General features: G+C 58.4%; 16 protein-coding genes. 12 read left to right on the forward strand and 4 right to left on the reverse strand.

Going from position 1 to position 14,622, the window contains the following annotated elements; genetic code table 11:
* Positions 1-76: 76 nt before the first annotated feature.
* On the reverse strand, positions 77-364 hold the full coding sequence (locus RA28_RS11280) for a YggT family protein (RefSeq protein WP_039528459.1): 288 nt from the start codon (positions 362-364) through the stop codon (positions 77-79).
* Positions 365-492: 128 nt separating this feature from the next.
* On the opposite strand from RA28_RS11280, the gene RA28_RS11285 reads away from it, so the two are divergent.
* The 10 genes from RA28_RS11285 (at position 493) to smpB (ending at position 8,626) form a co-directional block, all read left to right on the forward strand.
* Positions 493-1,860, forward strand: coding sequence for an MFS transporter (locus RA28_RS11285; RefSeq protein ID WP_039529382.1), 1,368 nt, complete (start codon positions 493-495; stop codon positions 1,858-1,860).
* On the forward strand, positions 1,857-2,720 hold the full coding sequence (gene mepA, locus RA28_RS11290; RefSeq protein ID WP_039528461.1) for a penicillin-insensitive murein endopeptidase: 864 nt from the start codon (positions 1,857-1,859) through the stop codon (positions 2,718-2,720). The genes RA28_RS11285 and mepA overlap by 4 nt, the downstream gene beginning before the upstream one ends.
* Positions 2,693-3,577: an esterase-like activity of phytase family protein gene (locus tag RA28_RS11295; RefSeq protein ID WP_039528463.1), complete on the forward strand. Its 885-nt coding sequence runs from the start codon at positions 2,693-2,695 to the stop codon at positions 3,575-3,577. Before mepA ends, RA28_RS11295 begins: the two co-directional genes overlap by 28 nt.
* A 96-nt stretch (positions 3,578-3,673) precedes the next feature.
* Positions 3,674-4,318, forward strand: coding sequence for a queuosine precursor transporter (locus tag RA28_RS11300; protein ID WP_039528466.1), 645 nt, complete (start codon positions 3,674-3,676; stop codon positions 4,316-4,318).
* Positions 4,319-4,581: 263 nt separating this feature from the next.
* Positions 4,582-5,001 (forward strand): alternative ribosome rescue aminoacyl-tRNA hydrolase ArfB, encoded by a 420-nt coding sequence (gene arfB / locus RA28_RS11305; protein WP_039528467.1) that lies wholly within the window; start codon positions 4,582-4,584, stop codon positions 4,999-5,001.
* A 54-nt stretch (positions 5,002-5,055) separates the two neighbouring features.
* On the forward strand, positions 5,056-5,802 hold the full coding sequence (locus tag RA28_RS11310; protein ID WP_039528469.1) for an SDR family oxidoreductase: 747 nt from the start codon (positions 5,056-5,058) through the stop codon (positions 5,800-5,802).
* Between the two features lie 10 nt (positions 5,803-5,812).
* The gene (locus tag RA28_RS11315) at positions 5,813-6,835 is read left to right on the forward strand and encodes a P1 family peptidase (RefSeq protein WP_039529384.1); all 1,023 of its coding nucleotides are present in this window, start codon (positions 5,813-5,815) and stop codon (positions 6,833-6,835) included.
* Between the two features lie 109 nt (positions 6,836-6,944).
* Positions 6,945-7,358, forward strand: a complete 414-nt coding sequence (locus tag RA28_RS11320) for a c-type cytochrome (protein WP_039528473.1) — start codon at positions 6,945-6,947, stop codon at positions 7,356-7,358.
* Positions 7,359-7,560: 202 nt separating this feature from the next.
* Positions 7,561-8,103: an isopentenyl-diphosphate Delta-isomerase gene (idi, locus tag RA28_RS11325; protein WP_039529386.1), complete on the forward strand. Its 543-nt coding sequence runs from the start codon at positions 7,561-7,563 to the stop codon at positions 8,101-8,103.
* 46 nt (positions 8,104-8,149) lie between these two features.
* Positions 8,150-8,626, forward strand: coding sequence for an SsrA-binding protein SmpB (gene smpB / locus RA28_RS11330; protein WP_039528475.1), 477 nt, complete (start codon positions 8,150-8,152; stop codon positions 8,624-8,626).
* 7 nt (positions 8,627-8,633) lie between these two features.
* Here the strand turns inward: smpB and glpK are convergent, their stop codons facing one another.
* From glpK to panB, 3 genes are all read right to left on the reverse strand, one after another.
* Positions 8,634-10,115 carry a glycerol kinase GlpK gene (gene glpK / locus RA28_RS11335; RefSeq protein WP_039528478.1) on the reverse strand — a complete coding sequence of 494 codons (1,482 nt, stop codon included), beginning with the start codon at positions 10,113-10,115 and terminating at the stop codon, positions 8,634-8,636.
* Positions 10,116-10,185: 70 nt separating this feature from the next.
* Positions 10,186-11,037 (reverse strand): pantoate--beta-alanine ligase, encoded by an 852-nt coding sequence (gene panC, locus RA28_RS11340; RefSeq protein WP_039528481.1) that lies wholly within the window; start codon positions 11,035-11,037, stop codon positions 10,186-10,188.
* Positions 11,034-11,873 (reverse strand): 3-methyl-2-oxobutanoate hydroxymethyltransferase, encoded by an 840-nt coding sequence (panB, locus tag RA28_RS11345; RefSeq protein WP_039528485.1) that lies wholly within the window; start codon positions 11,871-11,873, stop codon positions 11,034-11,036. Before panB ends, panC begins: the two co-directional genes overlap by 4 nt.
* 169 nt (positions 11,874-12,042) lie before the next feature.
* On the opposite strand from panB, the gene RA28_RS11350 reads away from it, so the two are divergent.
* Positions 12,043-13,530, forward strand: coding sequence for an ABC transporter substrate-binding protein (locus tag RA28_RS11350; protein ID WP_039528487.1), 1,488 nt, complete (start codon positions 12,043-12,045; stop codon positions 13,528-13,530).
* Between the two features lie 32 nt (positions 13,531-13,562).
* Positions 13,563-14,582 (forward strand): hypothetical protein, encoded by a 1,020-nt coding sequence (locus RA28_RS11355; RefSeq protein WP_039528491.1) that lies wholly within the window; start codon positions 13,563-13,565, stop codon positions 14,580-14,582.
* Positions 14,583-14,622: the final 40 nt, after the last annotated feature.

A 14,622-nucleotide genomic window follows, 5' to 3' on the forward strand; every position in this document is an offset into this window, starting at 1 on the left:
GCGGGTTGGCCCTGTTTTAAGTTTTATCTGCTCTTAAGACAGGACAATCACACACTAAGATTCAGTGAACAAGAGGTCAGACGAAATAGACCGCGTTGTTGATCAGGATAATCCGCAGCGCATAGACGGCGACCAGCACGACCAAAGGTGTCAGGTCCAGCCCGCCCATATTGGGAAGAACACGTCGGATGGGTCCATAAATCGGCTCTAGGATACGGTTCAGACCATACCAGATCTGCGCCACAAGTTGCTGTTGCAGGTTAAGCACCTGAAAGTTGATCAGCCAGCTCATGATCACATGGGCGAGGATGATGAACCAGACAATGTCCAGGATCAGCAATAGGATTTGGATCAGCGACAGCATGGGCACTCCGTTCGTCAATTGCCAGAGACCTAAGCGCCCCGGCGGCAAAGAGCAAGTGTGCGCCAACTGAACACTTGCGCTATGCGCCAAAGGTCCGTCTTATGAAAGCAACGAAAACAAGGGCAGTCATGGCAGAGATTTCCAAGCGAAAGCGGATCTGGGGTTGGTGGTTTTTTGACTGGGCCAGTCAGCCGTACCACACGCTGCTCGTCACCTTTATTTTCGGACCGTACTTTGCCGGCGTTGCAGCCGAGTATTTCGCGGGCACCGGGCTTGATGCTCAGGCAGCTGATGCGCAGGCGCAAAGTCTTTGGGCCAGATGCCTTGCCATCACGGGATTGATCATCGCATTCGGTGCGCCGCTAATGGGGGCCTTCGCAGATGTGACCGGACGCAGGTTGCCCTGGATCTTCTGCTTTTCGCTGATGTACGCGGTTGGATCCGCCGCGCTGTGGTACACGTTTCCGGACGGGTCGAACATGTGGCTTATGCTGTCGGCTTTTGGTCTTGGGTTTGTTGGCGCGGAATATGCGCTGATCTTCATCAACTCCCAACTGCCCGAACTGGGGGACGAAAGCGAGGTCGGAGAGATATCGGGCTCGGGCTTTGCATTCGGTTATCTGGGGGGCCTCATCTCTTTGGCAATCGTTCTGACGATGTTTGTCGAGCAGCCGAACGGCAAAACCCTGATCGGGATCGACCCGGTGTTTGGACTTGACGCCGCCGAAAGCGAAGGGACCCGGTTTGTGGGGCCGTTCTCGGCCGCTTGGTTCATTTTGTTCATGGTGCCCTATTTTATGTGGGTCCGCGATGGCGAGCGAACCGGCAAGCATGGCAGCATGGGGCAGGCGCTGCGTCTGCTTGGCAGCACGATTGCCGATCTTCGCCACCGGGGCAGTCTGGCAGCCTACCTCGGGTCTTCAATGTTCTATCGGGACGCATTGAACGGGCTCTACAGTTTTGGTGGCGTTTACGCGCGATTGGTCCTGGATTGGGATCTGATCAAGATTGGGGTGTTTGGGATTGTCAGCGTTCTGGCCTCGGCGCTGTTTGCATGGATCGGGGGAAAACTGGACCGGAAATACGGCCCTAAACCGGTTATTCTGGTGGCCATCTGGGTGCTGATCCTGGTTTGTGCAACTGTCGTTTCGATGGATCGGACGCAGATTATGGGGATCGCGCTGCCCGAGGGATCGCAACTGCCCGATTTCGTGTTTTTTGGATGTGGGATACTGATCGGCGGAATGGGCGGTATTTTGCAGTCTGCCAGCCGCTCACTTATGGTGCGACACACCGATCCAAAGGCACCGGTGGAAAGTTTTGGCCTGTACGGACTGTCCGGGCGGGCCACGGCGTTTGTTGCGCCAATTTTGATCGACATCGCTACCGTCGCGACCGGCAACGCGCGTCTGGGGGTGTCACCGATCATTCTGTTGTTTATTCTGGGCCTAGTCCTGATGCGCTGGGTTAAACCGGAAGGGGATCAGAGCAAATGAATTTATTACGTTTTTTAGGAATACTCGTCGCGGTGACATGGGCAGGAACGGCGGGTGCACAGCCTTTGGCCAAGCAATTGTTCGGGGCGCAGAAGGTCAGTTCACAACAAAAACCGGCGGCATTCGGCAGCTATTCGCGCGGTTGCGCCGCAGGTTCGGTCCAGCTTCCGGAAACGGGGCCAACATGGCAGGCGATGCGTTTGTCGCGCAATCGCAATTGGGGGCATCCCGTCGCGATCGATTATGTTCAGGACCTAAGCCGGTTTGCGGCCAAGCAGCCGGGCTGGAATGGTCTGTATGTCGGGGACATCAGCCAACCGCGGGGTGGTCCGATGACGTCCGGGCATCGTTCGCATCAATTGGGGCTTGATATAGACATCTGGATGCTGCCCGGCAGCGACATGCGCCTGAGCCGGAAAGCCCGCGAGAACATTTCGTCTATTTCCCTGCGCCGCGCCAACGGGGCCTTTGTGAACAGCAACTGGACCAAACAGCACCATGCGGTGCTGCGGGCCGCCGCAAAAGACAAACGCGTTGCGCGGATATTTGTCTTCCCCGGTGCCAAGGTTCAGATGTGCAATGACGAAAAGGGCAACCGGGCCTATTTGCGCAAGATCAGACCCTGGTGGGGGCATCACTATCATTTCCATGTGCGGCTGAGCTGCCCTCGGGGGTCCAGAGGCTGCGTTAATCAGGATCCACCACCAAAAGGGGATGGATGTGAAGACGCGCAGAAATGGGTGAACAATATCCTGAACCCGCCGCCACCCGATCCGAACGCGCCAGCGCCCAAAAAGCGCGGTGAATACCGGCTTGCAGACCTACCCCAACAATGCGTCGCCGTTTTGCAATCCAACTGAGTCTGGCGGTTGTGCTGGCGTTTCCTGTCGGCGCGGTCGAAAGCAAGCAGGCTGTCTTCTTGGGCAGTTACGCGTGGCGAGAGAGTGCCGGTTGGTTTGGCGGGTTTTCGGCAATCCATATGTCTGCAGACGGTGGACAGATGATTGCGGTGAGCGACCGGTCGAACGTCGTGACAGCACGGATCGAACGCCGTGGCGACCAGATTGCGGACATCGCAGTTCAAAGCCGATCACCTCTGCTATCCAGCCGGGGCCACAAGCTTTCGGGGCGCGCCGGAGACTCAGAAGGCATCGCCGTGACCGCGGACGGAGGTTTCTTCCTCTCGTTCGAAGGGGTGCATCGGGTCGCGTACTATGCCTCTCCGAAATCGCCTGCGTGGGTATTGCCGAGGCCCAAAGCGTTTCAGAAGCTGGAGCGCAACGGGTCATTCGAAGCGTTGGCGATGGATGATCGCGGTCGCCTGTATACCCTGACTGAAAAAAGCCGCACTGCCGCGGGCGACATCCCCGTCTATCGCTGGGATGGCGGTGGTTGGTCTACGCCTTTCGTTTTGCAGCAGCGCGGGAGTTTTCTGCCCGTCGCTGCCGATTTCGGGCCGGATGGGCGCTTTTATGTTCTGGAGCGCAGCGTGTCGATGTTTGGATTTCGATCGCGCCTCCGCCGGTGGCAATTGGGTCAGGCGGGACCAAGCGCGGAAGAGACGTTGCTTGAGACTGCGTCTGGAACGCACGACAATCTGGAAGGGGTGTCGGTTTGGCGTGACACCCAAGGGCAGCTGCGTGCCACGATGGTCTCGGACGACAACTTTCTGGCGCTGCAAAAGACCGAGTTGGTCGAATACCTTTTGCCCGACTGACTTGCCAAAGACGATTCGAGCCGCTAGAAGCGCGGCCTGCCTTGGGACACTCCCTTGGCCAAGTCGCCGCTACCTTGTCAAAACGGGCATCTGAAAATGCAACGCTCATATATTCCCGGCATTATTGCCATGGCCGCCATCGTTGTGGCGTCCAACATCCTTGTGCAGTTCCTGATCTTTGACGGACTTCTGACCTGGGGTGCCTTCACCTATCCGCTGGCCTTTCTGGTCACAGACATCATGAATCGGGTTTACGGCGTTGCCACGGCCCGCAAGGTTGTGTTTGCCGGTTTCATCACCGGCATCATCTGTTCGCTGATCGGCAGCCAGATCATGCTGCAAGGCAACGGTTTCACCTATGCCGCCGTACCCCTGCGGATCGCGGTCGCATCCGGAACAGCCTTCCTGATCGCACAATTGACCGACGTGACCGTGTTCAACTCGTTGCGTGGTGGTCGCTGGTGGCGCGCACCGCTGGTGTCTACGCTGGTCGGATCGGCACTGGACACTGCAATCTTCTTTACGCTGGCCTTTTCCGCATCGGTCACTTTCTTTGGCACCAATGCCGATGCAGCGATCAACTGGGCGTGGGAGCCTGTGCCCTTTATGCTGACGGGCCCGATGGCGCCGCTTTGGGTGACCCTGGCTTTTGCCGATTGGTTGGTGAAGCTGTCTTTGGCGCTGATCGCCTTGATTCCATTCAAAGTGATCGTGGCCCGACTGACGGCGCAGCCCGCGTAAAAAAGTGCTTTGAGATTGGCACAACTTGTGCCACGCTCACTCTTAACCGCAACAGATAGAAAAGGAGGTGATCCAGTGTCAAGAAAGAGATTGGAGAGAGGTGTCGGAACAACCGGGGGGATCGCCTGTTAGGGCAGCCCTTGGCGGAGCGTGCGCTCCGGCTGGTCGAATGATCTAACCGACCCGACCTCCTGAACTTTCGAAGGGCCGTCCCACCGGGGCGGCCCTTTCTGTTTTTACGTGGCGCTTGTAAGGTTCGGCACATGTTGCGCATCACCGACGATATCACCCTGCAAGATTGGGAGCTGACGGAAAGCTTTGTGCGTTCGTCAGGCCCTGGCGGGCAAAAAGTGAACAAGGTTTCGACCGCCGTTGAGCTGCGGTTCGAAGCCGCGCGTTCACCTTCGCTGCCCGACCCAGTGAAAAGCCGGTTGAAACGTCTGGCCGGACGCCGATGGACCAAAGATGGCGCAATCATCATCCAGTGCGAGGAAACCCGGTCGCAGGCGCGAAACCGCGAGATTGCCCGCGCGCGCCTGGCAGAATTGATTACCCGCGCTTTGGTCAAACCCAAACGGCGGATCGCAACGAAACCCACCTATGGGTCGGTCAAGCGCCGTCTGGCTGCAAAAAAGGCGCGTTCAGACGTGAAGGCGCTGCGCGGCAAGGTTTCAGAAGATTGATCTGGACGTTTCATTGCGCCTTGCTAGTCTGGCGGCGGGAGGAAGTTTAAGGTCATGAGGTTAGAGGGAAAAACGGCTATCGTCACTGGCGGCGCGTCCGGCTTTGGCGCCGGTATCGTGCAAAAATTCCTGTCCGAGGGCGCACGTGTGATGATCGCCGATGTCAACGGGGATGCAGCCGAAGTTCTGGCGAAACAGCTTGGCCCGAACGCGATTGCCCAGTTGGTGGACGTGGCAAATGCACAGTCGGTGCAAGCCATGGCCGACGTCGTGACGGAACGGTTCGGGCGGTTGGACATTCTGGTCAACAATGCGGGCATCACCCATCTGCCAGCGCCATTGGAAGAGGTCAGCGAAACGGATTTCGACCGTGTTTTTAACGTGAATATGAAGTCGGTTTATCTGACGGCCCGCGCACTTGTTCCCGCAATGAAGGCGCGGGGAACGGGTGCCATTCTGAATGTGGCCTCTACGGCCGGCCTGTCTCCGCGTCCCAATCTGAACTGGTACAACGCCTCCAAGGGTTGGATGATCACGGCAACAAAAACCATGGCCGTGGAACTGGCCCCGTCCGGGGTACGGGTCAACGCGATCTGTCCGGTTGCGGGCGAGACACCCCTGTTGAAGTCCTTCATGGGCGAAGACACACCGGAAATGCGATCCAAATTCCTGTCGACGATCCCTCTGGGCCGCTTTTCGACGCCCGAGGATATGGCAAACGCCGCCTGCTTTCTTTGTTCGGACGAAGCCAGCATGATCACGGGCGCCGCGCTTGAGGTCGACGGCGGCCGCTGCATCTGAGGAGTATATCGTGACCCCCGGACCTCAGAACCTGATCACCGATGTTCCCGGTATCAAAGTGGGCAATGCGCAGGATGAGACACTGAAGTCTGGCACAACTGTGCTGACGGCGGATGACCCCTTTGCGGCGTCCGTCCATGTTATGGGGGGCGCTCCGGGAACACGGGAAACGGACCTTCTTGCGCCGAACAAGTCTGTTGATCGCGTCGATGCCATTGTTTTGTCCGGCGGGTCCGCTTTTGGTTTGGACGCCTGCTCTGGCGTGGTGGATGCCTTGCAGGAGCAAGGGCGCGGCTTTGCTGTCGGGCCGATTACGGTCCCGATTGTGCCGGGCGCCATCCTGTTCGATCTGTTGAACGGTGGACAAAAGAACTGGACCGATAATCCCTATCGCGGGTTAGGGCGCGCGGCTTTTCTGGCCGCTTCCGAGTCGTTTGATTTGGGAACGGCGGGGGCCGGAACCGGCGCATTGGCGGCGATGCAGAAGGGTGGTCTTGGATCGGCATCGATGCGATTGGACAATGGCATTACGGTCGGGGCGCTTGTAGCGGCCAACCCGCTTGGCAGCGTGACGACACCCGGTGATCGGCATTTCTGGGCCGCATCGTTCGAATTAGGGTCTGAATTTGGCGGGCTTGGGCCGGATCCGGCGACGGGGTTGGGGTCTTTTCCGGTCAGCCTTAAGGCGCGGGCTATGCGACCGGCCACGGCCGACACCACCAACACAACTATCGCCGTCGTGGCCACGGATGCTGACCTGACCAAACCGCAATGCGAGCGACTTGCCATCGCGGCACATGACGGTATTGCCCGAGCAGTCGTGCCCGCGCACACACCCGGCGATGGTGATCTGGTTTTTGGCGTCAGCACCGGTGCGCGATCAATAGCGTCCGATCCCGCAGCGATGGCCGAAATTGGTCATGCTGCATCGCTGTGTCTGAGCCGTGCGATTGCGCGTGCGGTGTATTTGGCAACTCCAGCCGAGGGCGATCTGCTGCCTTGTTGGTCTGAATTGCACGCAAAATCGACCTGATACCAAGGCGATTTCCGTTTTTCGAAATGCCGCGCGTCAATCTGCCAATTGACTTCCCAGGGTCGTGGGCTTCAGTTTTACTCAGCCAAGTCTCAACGGAGTTTCAGCAATGACTCGAATACTCGCCGCCGCAATTGTTGGTCTGCTCGCCGTCCCCGCCTTCGCCGAAGGGGATGCCGACGCCGGTAAAAAGGCGTTCAACAAATGCAAATCCTGCCACATGATTGCCGATCCCGCGGGCGAGGTGATTGTGAAAGGCGGTAAAACCGGGCCAAACCTTTACGGCATCTCGGGCCGCACCGCAGGTACCGTCGAAGACTTCCGGTATGGCGACAGTATCGTCGAGGCCGGTGCAAACGGGCTGGTCTGGGATGAAGAGACCTTTGTGGCCTATACGCAAGACCCCAAGGCGTTCCTGAAAGACTATCTTGATCAGACTTCGGCCAAATCCAAGATGACGTTCAAGCTGAAAAAAGGAGCCGAGGACGTCTATGCCTATATCGTGAGCGTTTCAGGCGAATGACGTCAGGCAACAAGGCTTAAAGCAGCACTGTCAAAGGCCGCAGCCCCTGCGGCCTTTCGTGCGCTTGATTGATGCGCCGATCAGCGCCACTTTGACGACAGCGGTTGCAAAGCTGCAAGACGCAGTCAACCCGCCAAGCCGATCAGGCCAGAGCCAGTTCATGAAGACCGCCGCGAAAAAGATCGGCAGCAGGAGAAGACGGATGGGAATCATGATCCCGGCATGGGTAGACGGGGCGCTTACCCCGGTCGACAAGCTGGAGGCGCATGAAAAAGGTCTGAAGCACAAGGCCGTCTCGGTGTTTGTGGTGCGCGGCACCGAAATTCTGTTGCAACGTCGCGCGCTGGGCAAATACCACACGCCCGGTTTGTGGGCGAACACCTGCTGCACGCACCCGGATTGGAACGAAAGCGCATCGGTTTGCGCGGTGAGGCGGTTGAACGAAGAGCTTGGGATTACCGGGCTTTATCCGGAATACCGACACAGGTTGGAGTACCTCGCCGATGTTGGCAACGGTATGGTCGAGAACGAAGTTGTCGACGTGTTTCTGGCCCATGTACGCAAACCGCTGGAAATAGACCCTAATCCTGACGAAGTCATGGATACCCGGTGGATGGACTACCATGATCTGTTGGCCGAAGTGAAACGGCACCCGGATCGGTATACCCCTTGGCTAAAGATCTATCTGAGCAATCACGCGGACACGATTTTCGGCCCGGACCTGATAATCTCGGCCAAATCCTGACACGTCTGCTTGCAAGGGCTGCCCAAGCCGCCTAAATCAACGCGTCATGGCCAAGCAAAAGACAGACCCGAATTACAAAGTGATCGCCGAAAATCGGCGCGCGCGCTTCGATTACGCGATCGAGGACGATCTGGAATGCGGCATCATGTTGCAAGGGTCCGAGGTCAAATCCCTGCGTGCCGGCGGATCGAACATCGCCGAAAGCTATGCATCGGTTGATGACGGAGAACTGTGGCTGATCAACAGTTACATCGCACCTTACGAGCAGGCCAAGGTCTTCAAGCACGAGGAACGCCGCCGCCGCAAACTTTTGGTTTCGCGCAAGGAACTGTCAAATTTGTGGAACGCAACACAGCGCAAAGGTATGACGCTGGTGCCGCTGGTTTTGTACTTCAACCACAAGGGCATGGCCAAAATCAAAATCGGTATCGCCAAGGGCAAGAAAACCCATGACAAGCGCGAGGCGCAGGCCAAACGTGACTGGTCACGCCAGAAGCAGCGGCTGATGAAGGATCACAGCTGACCCGATATCAGAAAGCCATGGCCGCGGACACGGCGCGCTGCCAGCGCGCATAGGCCGAGTCACGTTTGTCTTCGGACAAGTCCGGCTCAAACCGCCGGTCCAACGCCCAGGTTTCCGAGAAACCCTGCTGATCCGGATAGACCCCAGCCCGCATTCCGGCCAGCCAGGCCGCGCCCAGCGCGGTTGTCTCTTGCATGACCGGACGATCAACAGGCGCGCCAAGGATGTTCGACAGGCCTTGCATCGTCCAGTCCGACGCGCTCATGCCACCATCGACACGCAGCGTCACATCGTCCGCCGCGCTGCCCCAGTCGCCCTGCATGGCATGCCACAGGTCCCGCGTCTGAAAGGCAATGCTTTCCAGCGTGGCGCGGGCGATTTCCGCCCGACCGGAATTGCGGGTCAGGCCGAATAGGGCACCGCGACAGTCAGGTTTCCAATAGGGTGCCCCAAGCCCGGTGAATGCCGGAACCAGAACAACGTTCTGAGTGGGGTCCGCCTTTTCCGCCAGCCCGCCGCTTTCCGGCGCGGTTTCGATGATTTGCAGCGCATCACGCAGCCATTGCACCGCCGCACCGGCTATGAAAATCGATCCCTCCAGTGCGTAGGTGCGCTGTCCGTCCAGTTGATACGCAATTGTTGTCAGAAGACGGTTTTTCGATTCGACCGGTTGTGGCCCAGTGTTCAACAGCGCAAAGCACCCGGTTCCGTAGGTAGATTTCAACATCCCGGGGCTAAAGCATGCCTGGCCAATCGTTGCGGCCTGCTGATCGCCAGCCACGCCCAAAATCGGAATCTGGCCACCCAGAAGCCTTGTCTGCCCAAAATCGGACGCGCAGTCGCGAACCTCGGGCAGCATGACCGTCGGTACATCCAGCAGGTCACAGATATCGGTACTCCAAGCCCCCTTGTGGATGTCGAACAGCAGGGTCCGCGCGGCGTTGGTTGCGTCCGTGGCGTGAACCTTGCCCTCTGTCAGTCGCCAGATCAGGAAACAGTCGATTGTGCCGAACAAAAGCTCGCCCGCCTTGGCGCGGTCGCGTGCGCCGGGCACGGTATCCAGCAGCCACTTGACCTTGGTGCCCGAGAAATAAGGGTCCAGCAGCAAGCCGGTCTGGGCGGTCACGTCGTCTTCGCACCCTTCCTTGCGGAACCTCTCGCATATCTCGGCGGTTCGGCGGTCCTGCCACACGATTGCGTTGTGGATCGGTTCACCGGTGGCGCGATCCCAAACCACGGTTGTTTCACGTTGATTGGTGATGCCGATGCCCGCGATCTGTTCAGCGGCTATTCCGGTTGTCTCCATGACCTCGCGGCAAACTGTCAGAACGCTGTCCCAAATATCCTCGGGGTCATGTTCGACCCAGCCTTCCTGCGGAAAATGCTGGGTGAACTCGTGTTGTGCCGTGCCGACGCGTTGCATGCTGGCGTCAAACATAATTGCACGCGACGACGTTGTGCCTTGATCGATGGCCAGAATATAGGTCATGCCTGCCCTCTCCCCCGTGGTGTTTTGTGGGACTTTAGCGCAAACAGTTGCGGGCGTTCCAGTGCGGAAATCAGGCGGGTGCAACAGCGATGTTGTCGATCAACCGAACCCCGTCCAGCCATGCAGCGGCACACAGGCGCGCCGGTTGCGTCGCATGTGTCAAAAGCGACAATGTCTCGGCACAGCGCAGTTCGATGTATTCAACCTCGCTGAATCCGGCTTCAAACAGGTCGGACTTGGCCTGTTGCACCATGGGTTCAACAGCGCCGCCCGTGGCCAATCCCTTGGCGATGTTCTGCATCGCCCGGTTCAATTCTGCCGCGGTTTCCATACCACCCGAGGACAGCAATAGATTGCGCGAAGACATGGCAAGGCCCGAAGGTTCGCGCACCGTCTCGCATCCGATGACGTCGATTGGGATGTTCAAATCACGAGCCATTCGACGTACGACGAGAAGCTGTTGATAGTCTTTTTCCCCGAAATAGGCTCTGTCGGCCTGCGTCTGCAGGAACAGCTTGGCCACCACCGTTGCCACGCCATCAAAATGGCCGGGACGGCCCGGACCTTCCATCACGTCCGTCAAATCGGCGACCGAGACGGTGGTCGAAAACCCTTCGGGATAAATCTCGTCGGGTTCGGGCACGTACACTACGTCGACGGCGTAAGCGGCCAGCTTTTGGGCATCCTCGTTTTCGGTTCGGGGGTATTTGGCCAGGTCGTCGGGGTTGTTGAATTGCTTTGGGTTCACAAAGATCGTCACAATTACCCGGTCGCATCCTGCTTTGGCCGCTTCGACCAGCGACAGATGACCCTGATGCAACGCACCCATCGTCGGAACCACCCCGATGGTTTCACCGCGGCGGTGCCAGTCCCGCGTCAGGGTGCGCAGATCGGTCAGGCGGCGCAGGATCTGCGGTTTCATGTCTTGGGTTCCTTGGCCGGAGCCTGATCTGCAAATACATGCTCGTCCGCAGGGAATGTGCGGGCACGCACCTCTGCGGCGTATTGGGCAATTGCGGCTTCGGCCTGGGGGCCAAGTTCGGCATACCGTTTGACGAACTTTGGTTTGAAAGCCGTGAAAAAGCCCACCATGTCGTCGACCACCAAGATCTGTCCGTCGCACCCGGCGGACGCACCAATGCCGATAGTCGGGATTGATACCTCGTCCGTGATCCGGTCGGCCAGACCTTGGGGAACCTTTTCCAGCACCACGGAAAAAGCCCCGGCATCGGCCACCGCATGAGCATCGGCCAAGACGGCAGCGGCTTGGTCATTCCGGCCCTGAACCTTATAGCCGCCCAAGGTGTTGATCGATTGCGGTGTCAGCCCGATATGGGCCATGACCGGGATGCCACGCTGAACCAGGAAGCGAATGGTCTCCGCCATTTCCACCCCACCTTCGAGTTTGACAGCCCCGGCACCGGTCTCCGCCATCAGGCGGGCCGCGTTGCGAAACGCCTCGGACGGTTCGTGTTCATAGCTGGCAAAAGGCATGTCGATGACCATCATCGCCTTTTCAAGCCCGCGCGCCACGGCCTGCCCATGCAGGATCATCATCTCCATCGTGACGCCAAGCGTCGATTCCAGCCCATGCAGAACCATTCCGACGCTGTCGCCCACCAACACAAAGTCGCAATGCCCATCCATCAACCGCGCCATGGGCGTGGTGTACGCGGTCAGACTGACCAGAGGTTGGCCCCCTTTTCGCGCGCGGATATCCTGTGCGTTCGGGGCCTTTTTGCGGGCTGTTGCGCTCATGGCTCGCTCCTCCGAGGTTCATGTTGCAGCGCGGCATAACAGATGGGTCGGGTCCATAGAAACCCCGGTTGCGCCAACATTTCCTTGATTGACCCAAGGTTTAAAGGGACATTACCAGCTGAACCACCAGCGAACCACGCGTCGAGAAAACCCAAAGGGAGAGATTTCAATGACCCAGCACCTGTTTCGGCCCTTTGTGACCGCAGTGGTCTTCGGGGCAAGTATGCTTGCATCTCAGGCGGCGGCGAAATCGGACATCACCATTGCGATGCAACTTGAGCCGCCGCATCTGGATCCGACAAGTGCGGCCGCGCAGGCCATCGATTCGGTCGTCTATGCCAATATTTTCGAGGGGCTTACCCGCTTTATGGGCGACGGATCGGTTGTTCCGGGCCTTGCCGAAAGTTGGGAGATTTCTGATGACGGCACCGTCTACACGTTCAAACTGCGCGATGGCGTGACCTTTCACGATGGCACTTCCATGGATGCCGAAGACGTGAAGTTCAGCCTGGACCGCGCATTGGCCGAAGACAGCGCAAATGCGCAGAAGGCCCTGTTCGCCGGAATCGAAAGTGTCGAAGTGGTTGATCCGCTGACCGTGAAGGTGACCTTGTCCGCACCCAACGGTAATTTTCTGTTCAACCTGGCCTGGGGTGACGCGGTTATCGTCGCGCCAGAAAGCATTGAGAATATCAAGACCAACCCGGTGGGAACCGGGGCGTTTACGTTTGCCGACTGGGTGCAGGGCGACAGCATCACACTCAACCGAAACCCGGATTACTGGGGCGAACAACCCGCGCTAGAGACTGCAACATTCAAGTTTATCTCGGACCCGACAGCTGCGTTTGCGGCCATGATGGCCGAGGACGTGGACGTGTTTGATATCTACCCGGCGCCTGAAAACCTGCCTCAGTTCGAGGCCGATCCGCGATTTCAGGTGCTGATCGGCTCGACCGAGGGCGAGACGATTCTGTCGACCAACAACAAGCAAGCTCCGTTTGACGATATTCTCGTTCGTCAAGCGCTGGCCCACGCCATTGACCGGCAGGCCATCATAGACGGCGCAATGTTTGGCTATGGCACACCCATCGGGACTCACTTTGCACCGCACAATCCGGCCTATGTCGATTTGACCGGCGGGTCGGCGCATGACCCGGAAAAGGCAAAAGCTCTGCTTGCCGAAGCGGGTTATCCGGACGGGTTCGAGACGACATTGCACCTGCCGCCCCCATCCTATGCACGCCGGGGCGGCGAGATTATCGCCGCGCAGTTGGCTGATATCGGTATCAAGGCAGAGATCATCAATGTTGAATGGGCTCAATGGCTGGAATCCGTTTTCAAAGGCAAGGACTTTGGCCTGACCATCGTCAGCCATACCGAACCCATGGATATCGGGATCTACGCGCGCCCGGACTATTACTTCCAGTACGAAAGCACCGATTTTCAGGCTTTGATGGAGACGCTGAACGCGACGACTGACCCGGAGGAGCGGGCAAGACTGCTGGGTGAAGCACAGCGTCTGATAGCGAATGACTACGTGAACGGGTACCTGTTCCAACTGGCTAAGCTGGGCGTCGCGCGGGCAGGGGTGCAGGGCTTGTGGGAAAATGCGCCAACCGCTGCAATTGACCTTTCAGCCATCAGCTGGAGCGAATAGAACGGCGTTTCGAAGCAGCGAAGAGAGAACGGATGATCAGAAACGTGATTGCGGCCCTGGCCGTGACGATCGGCTGTTTCGGCGCGACTTCGGTGCAGGCCAATTCGGACTTGCAGTCTGCCGTAGACCTTTGGTTACAAGGCGACGACCGGCAAAGTCTTCAAATGCTCGCGGATTTGGCGGCGGAAGGCGATGCCAACGCACGCCTTTTGCTGGCGCGAATCGAAACGGCTGACCTTGGGCCGTCCCCGTATCGCCAATCGCTGGATCGATCTGCGGCACGAGATCTATTCCGTTACAAAGACTTCAGCCCGTTCGGACGGTCATGGCTGTTTGTCGAAGCACAACAAGGGAATGAGCTTGCGCAGGCTCTAATGCAGGCCAAAAGTGCCGAACCCGACCTTGAGCTGATTGATCGCCTGAACAAGTTTGGCGAGCATCAGGCGACAGATCGGCCAACGCGCATTGTTGCGCTTTACGGCGATCAGGGTCTGCGGGATGAGCTTGCCGAGGATGAAGCGGTAATGCAGGACCTTCTGCCCTATTTGGCTTATCTTTCGGGAACTTCCGAGCATCGCGGTGACGGCGTTGCCGCCTTGCGTCACATTCAGCCCAACCCGGTTGATACGGCGCAGCCCGACACCCTTGGTATGGCGGGTCTGCTGGCATTGGGTTTGGGATATGGGGACGTATCGCCCGACAACCGCTGGCGAACCGACGTGGAAAACTGGCTGATGTCTGCGCCATCCACGAAACCGGTCGCCGACTTGTGCAAGACCCAGTGTTCGGGCCAGGCACGTGCCTGTGCCTTTGCCTTTCTGGCTGTTTCTGGCGGTTACTTCGAGGTCATCCGGTATGACAGCCCGCTGGAGACGGTGATCCCACAGGACCAGTTTCTGAACAGTCCGCGCGCACGCCTGATGGTATTGCGCCGCGCGGTGCTGGCGCGGACAGAGACAAATCAGAATTGGCTGTCCGACTCTCCGCAACTGGCGCAGATTTCAAGTTGTGCCGCGGATTTGATTCAGTCCGAACGCAGCAAGTACCGCTAGATGCTGGACCGGGGCATCGTGCACCCCTAACGTGCTGACT

Origin of the sequence: Ruegeria sp. ANG-S4, from assembly GCF_000814005.1 — a bacterium.
In the GTDB taxonomy this organism is placed as follows: Bacteria; Pseudomonadota; Alphaproteobacteria; order Rhodobacterales; family Rhodobacteraceae; genus Ruegeria.